This window comes from Chitinimonas naiadis (genome assembly GCF_054780835.1).
The window spans coordinates 1-5,214 of record NZ_BAAGVO010000014.1 but is presented as its reverse complement, the minus strand read 5'-3'; the positions used below and the strand labels follow the sequence as shown (position 1 = coordinate 5,214).

General features: G+C 52.5%; 2 tRNA genes and 3 rRNA genes. All 5 read right to left on the bottom strand.

Annotated features, from left to right (window positions below):
- Nucleotides 1-111: ribosomal RNA gene (gene rrf / locus ACYVHK_RS24740) — 5S ribosomal RNA — on the bottom strand; the annotation flags it as partial.
- Between the two features lie 163 nt (nt 112-274).
- A 23S ribosomal RNA gene (locus ACYVHK_RS24735) occupies nt 275-3,158 on the bottom strand.
- 304 nt (nt 3,159-3,462) lie between these two features.
- Nucleotides 3,463-3,538 (bottom strand) — tRNA-Ala (locus ACYVHK_RS24730).
- Between the two features lie 11 nt (nt 3,539-3,549).
- Nucleotides 3,550-3,626: transfer RNA gene (locus ACYVHK_RS24725), tRNA-Ile, on the bottom strand.
- 105 nt (nt 3,627-3,731) lie between these two features.
- Nucleotides 3,732-5,214, bottom strand: a 16S ribosomal RNA gene (locus ACYVHK_RS24720); the annotation flags it as partial.

Sequence of the window (5,214 nt, the reverse complement as noted above, 5' to 3'; positions counted from 1 at the left end):
TGGCGGTGACCTACTTTCACACGGGTAGTCCGCACTATCATCGGCGCTGCCTCGTTTCACGGTCCTGTTCGAGATGGGAAGGCGTGGGTCCAAGGCGCTATGGCCGCCAAGCATAACTGGCTGGATTGATGCGACTGGCAACAATCCTAAATCTTCGGCTCGCTCAGTAATCCTTCTCAGGTTCACTCAGCCAACCGCAACAGAAGAAGTAATCATTTATTTGGGTTGAACGTATCTCCGCAAACCCTGCGCCTTTCCAGGCATCTTGGGTTATAGGATCAAGCCTCACGGGCAATTAGTATCAGTTAGCTTAACGCATTACTGCGCTTCCACACCTGACCTATCAACGTCCTGGTCTTGAACGACCCTTCAGGGGACTCGAAGTCCCAGGGAAGTCTCATCTTAAGGCAAGTTTCCCGCTTAGATGCTTTCAGCGGTTATCTCTTCCGAACTTAGCTACCCGGCGATACGACTGGCGTCATAACCGGTACACCAGAGGTTCGTCCACTCCGGTCCTCTCGTACTAGGAGCAGCCCCCTTCAAACTTCCAACGCCCACTGCAGATAGGGACCAAACTGTCTCACGACGTTTTAAACCCAGCTCACGTACCACTTTAAATGGCGAACAGCCATACCCTTGGGACCGGCTACAGCCCCAGGATGTGATGAGCCGACATCGAGGTGCCAAACTCCCCCGTCGATGTGAACTCTTGGGAGGAATCAGCCTGTTATCCCCGGCGTACCTTTTATCCGTTGAGCGATGGCCCTTCCATACAGAACCACCGGATCACTATGTCCTGCTTTCGCACCTGCTCGACTTGTCAGTCTCGCAGTTAAGCATCCTTATGCCATTGCACTATCAGTACGATTTCCGACCGTACCTAGGATACCTTCGAGCTCCTCCGTTACACTTTGGGAGGAGACCGCCCCAGTCAAACTGCCTACCATGCACGGTCCCCGATCCAGATAATGGACCTAGGTTAGAACCTCAAAGGGGTCAGGGTGGTATTTCAACGTCGGCTCCACCGAAACTAGCGTCCCGGCTTCAAAGCCTCCCACCTATCCTACACAAACCACTTCAAAGTCCAATGCAAAGCTACAGTAAAGGTGCACGGGGTCTTTCCGTCTAGCAGCGGGGAGATTGCATCTTCACAAACACTTCAACTTCGCTGAGTCTCGGGTGGAGACAGTGTGGCCATCGTTACGCCATTCGTGCGGGTCGGAACTTACCCGACAAGGAATTTCGCTACCTTAGGACCGTTATAGTTACGGCCGCCGTTTACCGGGGCTTCGATCAAGAGCTTGCACCCCATCAATTAACCTTCCGGCACCGGGCAGGCGTCACACCGTATACGTCCACTTTCGTGTTAGCACAGTGCTGTGTTTTTAATAAACAGTCGCAGCCACCTTTTCACTGCAACCCCATCGGCCTTCGTCTGTACAGACTACAACCTACCGGGGCACACCTTCTCCCGAAGTTACGGTGTCAATTTGCCGAGTTCCTTCACCCGAGTTCTCTCAAGCGCCTTAGAATTCTCATCCTACCCACCTGTGTCGGTTTGCGGTACGGTCTTTCTGTAACTGAAGCTTAGCGGCTTTTCCTGGAAGCAGAGCATCAACCACTTCGTCTGCAAGCAGACTCGTCATCACGCCTCAGCTTAGTCTCGCGGATTTGCCTACGAAACACGCCTACACGCTTAAACCGGGACTTCCAACACCCGGCTGGCCTAGCTTTCTCCGTCCCCACATCGCATTACAGAAAGGTACGGGAATATTAACCCGTTTCCCATCGACTACGCTTTTCAGCCTCGCCTTAGGGGCCGACTCACCCTGCGCCGATGAACGTTGCGCAGGAAACCTTGGGTTTTCGGCGACAGGGACTTTCACCCTGTTTATCGCTACTCATGTCAGCATTCGCACTTCCGATATCTCCAGCAGCCTTCACAAGCCACCTTCACAGACCTACGGAACGCTCCTCTACCATATGTACAAAGTACATATCCCTAGCTTCGGTTCATAGTTTGAGCCCCGTTACATCTTCCGCGCAGGACGACTCGACCAGTGAGCTATTACGCTTTCTTTAAATGATGGCTGCTTCTAAGCCAACATCCTGGCTGTCTATGCCTTCCCACTTCGTTTTCCACTTAACTATGCATTTGGGACCTTAGCTGAGGGTCTGGGTTGTTTCCCTTTCGACACCGGACGTTAGCACCCGATGTCTGTCTCCCATGCTCGCACTTGACGGTATTCAGAGTTTGCCATGGTTTGGTAAGTCGCGATGACCCCCTAGCCATAACAGTGCTTTACCCCCGTCAGTGATACATGAGGCACTACCTAAATAGTTTTCGAGGAGAACCAGCTATTTCCAAGTTTGTTTAGCCTTTCACCCCTATCCACAGCTCATCCCCTAGTTTTGCAACACTAGTGGGTTCGGTCCTCCAGTGCGTGTTACCGCACCTTCAACCTGGCCATGGATAGATCACTTGGTTTCGGGTCTACACCCAGCAACTGAACGCCCTATTCGGACTCGCTTTCGCTACGCCTCCCCTACTCGGTTAAGCTCGCTACTGAATGTAAGTCGCTGACCCATTATACAAAAGGTACGCAGTCACCCCACGAAGAGGCTCCCACTGTTTGTATGCATCCGGTTTCAGGTTCTATTTCACTCCGCTCCCGCGGTTCTTTTCGCCTTTCCCTCACGGTACTGGTTCACTATCGGTCGATGATGAGTATTTAGCCTTGGAGGATGGTCCCCCCATATTCAGACAGGATTTCTCGTGTCCCGCCCTACTTGTCGTACGCTTAGTACCACCGATCTCTTTTCGTATACGGGGCTATCACCCACTATGGCCGGACTTTCCATTCCGTTCTACTAAGAGTTCGACTATCACGTACAGGCTCTTCCGCGTTCGCTCGCCACTACTTACGGAATCTCGGTTGATTTCTTTTCCTTCAGCTACTTAGATGTTTCAGTTCGCTGAGTTCGCCTCCACAGACCTATGTATTCAGTCTGGGATACCCTTGCGGGTGGGTTTCCCCATTCGGACATCTCCGGATCAAAGCTTAATTGCCAGCTCCCCGAAGCTTTTCGCAGGCTTACACGTCCTTCATCGCCTATCATCGCCAAGGCATCCACCAGATGCACTTATTCGCTTGACCCTATAACCAAAAATGCCTGGATCACTCCAGCATCTTGAATTACAGGCGTTTGCGTTCTCGATCCCATCGCTGACTGCTATGGAACCGAGTCGATACAATCAACCCATTGCAGTCCTTTACGATTTCCAGCTCCCATCATTGCTGATGAATTCTGGTCCTCAGAACTACATTGATTACTTCTTCCGTTTTTTTAAAGAGCTAAGTACGTTCTGGCTCAAGAAGCCAAACAGCAATAAACCTTTCCCACACCCTCACTACCGGTGCGCTCAGATTCACTGTTGTTTAATCTCTCAAACGTGGAAATTGGTGGAGGTTGACGGGATCGAACCGACGACCCCCTGCTTGCAAAGCAGGTGCTCTCCCAGCTGAGCTAAACCCCCAATCGTGTGCTTGGTGGGTCAGATAGGAATCGAACCTATGACCCCCGCCTTATCAAGACGGTGCTCTAACCGACTGAGCTACTGACCCAGCTTTCCACTACTGAGTCTTCGCACAATCACCCGTGCGGCAACTCCGTACTTCTCAACATGACAACCGATAAGTGTAGACACTTGGCCTTTCGGCCTTCTCTAGAAAGGAGGTGATCCAGCCGCAGGTTCCCCTACGGCTACCTTGTTACGACTTCACCCCAGTCATGAATCCTACCGTGGTAACCGGCCTCCTTGCGGTTAGCCTAGCTACTTCTGGTAGAACCCACTCCCATGGTGTGACGGGCGGTGTGTACAAGGCCCGGGAACGTATTCACCGCAGCATGCTGATCTGCGATTACTAGCGATTCCGACTTCATGCACTCGAGTTGCAGAGTGCAATCCGGACTACGATCGGCTTTCTGAGATTGGCTCCCTCTCGCGAGTTGGCGACCCTCTGTACCGACCATTGTATGACGTGTGAAGCCCTACCCATAAGGGCCATGAGGACTTGACGTCATCCCCACCTTCCTCCGGTTTGTCACCGGCAGTCTCCTTAAAGTGCTCAACTGAATGGTAGCAACTAAGGACAAGGGTTGCGCTCGTTGCGGGACTTAACCCAACATCTCACGACACGAGCTGACGACAGCCATGCAGCACCTGTGTTAACGCTCCCTTTCGGGCACCCTCACGTCTCTGCGAGGTTCGTTACATGTCAAGGGTAGGTAAGGTTTTTCGCGTTGCATCGAATTAATCCACATCATCCACCGCTTGTGCGGGCCCCCGTCAATTCCTTTGAGTTTTAATCTTGCGATCGTACTCCCCAGGCGGTCTACTTCACGCGTTAGCTGCGTTACTAAAGCATTGCTGCTCCAACAACTAGTAGACATCGTTTAGGGCGTGGACTACCAGGGTATCTAATCCTGTTTGCTCCCCACGCTTTCGTGCATGAGTGTCAGTGTTAACCCAGGGGGCTGCCTTCGCCATTGGTGTTCCTCCGCATCTCTACGCATTTCACTGCTACACGCGGAATTCCACCCCCCTCTGCCACACTCTAGTCACACAGTCTCCAATGCAGTTCCCAGGTTGAGCCCGGGGATTTCACATCAGACTTACGTAACCACCTGCGCACCCTTTACGCCCAGTAATTCCGATTAACGCTTGGACCCTACGTATTACCGCGGCTGCTGGCACGTAGTTAGCCGGTCCTTATTCTTCCGGTACTCTCATCCCCGATTCGTATTAGGAATCAGGATTTGCTCCCGGACAAAAGAGCTTTACAACCCGAAGGCCTTCTTCACTCACGCGGCATGGCTGGATCAGACTTGCGTCCATTGTCCAAAATTCCCCACTGCTGCCTCCCGTAGGAGTCTGGGCCGTGTCTCAGTCCCAGTGTGGCGGATCATCCTCTCAGACCCGCTACGGATCGTTGCCTTGGTAGGCCTTTACCCTACCAACTAGCTAATCCGACATCGGCCGCTCGTATAGCGCGAGGTCTTGCGATCCCCCGCTTTCATCCGTAGATCGTATGCGGTATTAATCCGACTTTCGCCGGGTTATCCCCCACTACACGGTACGTTCCGATGCATTACTCACCCGTTCGCCACTAACCTAGGAGCAAGCCCCTAGATCCGTTCGACTTGCATGTG